Source organism: Micrococcus sp. HMSC31B01 (assembly GCF_001816085.1).
GTDB classification, from domain to species: Bacteria; Actinomycetota; Actinomycetes; order Actinomycetales; family Micrococcaceae; genus Micrococcus; species Micrococcus luteus.
The window spans coordinates 1-1,032 of record NZ_KV824867.1 but is presented as its reverse complement, the minus strand read 5'-3'; the positions used below and the strand labels follow the sequence as shown (position 1 = coordinate 1,032).

Sequence of the window (1,032 nt, the reverse complement as noted above, 5' to 3'; positions counted from 1 at the left end):
GGCCGGCCGCGTGTCGACTCAGCGCCCCGCGGAGAACGCCGTGGCGGCGCCACGGAGCACCTCGGCCACGATCGGCCGGTCCGCCGGGATCCAGTCCAGGTGCCGCACGCCCGGCCCGGCGAGCGGCAGCCACGCCAGCAGGTCGTGGTCCTGGAGGGCTCGGGGTGTCGTCCCCTCCTCCGCCAGGACGCCCCAGAACACCCGCATCCGGGCGCCGTTGGCCAGCTCCCACCCGTCCGGCTCCGGCGCCGCCACCTCGGGGCCGAGCCGCACGGCGACCCCGAGCTCCTCCCGGCACTCCCGCAGCAGCGCCTCCTGGACGCCCTCCCCCGGCTCGACCTTGCCCCCGGGGAACTCCCAGAGCCCCCGCAGCGGGGCAGGCGCGCTGCGACGGGCCGCCAGCAGGCGGGTCGGCGCGGCCACATCGTCGAGCAGCGCGAGCCCCACGACCAGCCGCGGTCGCGCACCGTCCCGGGGCGACGTCGTCGGGCTGGCAGCGGGCGCGGGGCGAGCGGGTGTGGCGGAGGTCATGAGCCCAGGCTAGCGAGGCCCCCGCCCCCGCAGACCGGAGTCCGTAGGCTGGGTCGGTGCCCACCCCCACTCCCGCCGCCGACGGCGCCCACGACCGTTCCCCCCGCGCCCCGCGTCCGACGCGCCCGGACCCGTCCATCCCACCGACCGCGCCGACGGGCCCCGGCGCGCTGCTGGGCGGCCGCCGCGTGCGTCTGCTGCCGGCCATCCTCGCGCTGGCCCTGGGCAGCTTCGCGATCGGCACCACGGAGTTCGCGATGATGGGCCTGCTGCCGCAGGCGGTGGCCGACCTCGGCATCGGTCTCGAGGCCGGCGGCGTGCTCATCTCCATGTACGCGCTGGGCGTCGTGATCGGCGCTCCCCTGCTGGCCGCGTCCTTCGCCCGCGTCGACCGGCGGGTCACGAGCATCGTGCTGATGCTGCTGTTCGTCGTGGGGCACGTGGCCGCGTTCCTCGCCCCGGACGCGGCCCCCATGATGGCCGCCCGCTTCATCTGCGGCC

General features: G+C 77.6%; 1 protein-coding gene and 1 pseudogene. One reads left to right on the top strand and one right to left on the bottom strand.

All coding sequences use genetic code 11. The features are described 5' to 3' along the window. Positions 1-18: 18 nt before the first annotated feature. Positions 19-531: a (deoxy)nucleoside triphosphate pyrophosphohydrolase gene (locus HMPREF3105_RS00905; RefSeq protein ID WP_036315642.1), complete on the bottom strand. Its 513-nt coding sequence runs from the start codon at positions 529-531 to the stop codon at positions 19-21. Between the two features lie 56 nt (positions 532-587). Here HMPREF3105_RS00905 and HMPREF3105_RS00900 point away from each other — a divergent pair. Beyond that, positions 588-1,032, top strand: a pseudogene (locus HMPREF3105_RS00900) (MFS transporter); the annotation flags it as partial.

Coding starts and splice junctions, on each gene's coding strand:
- HMPREF3105_RS00905 (WP_036315642.1), bottom strand. CDS start 531: ATGACCTCCGCCACACCCGCTCGCCCCGCGCCCGCTGCCAGCCCGACG.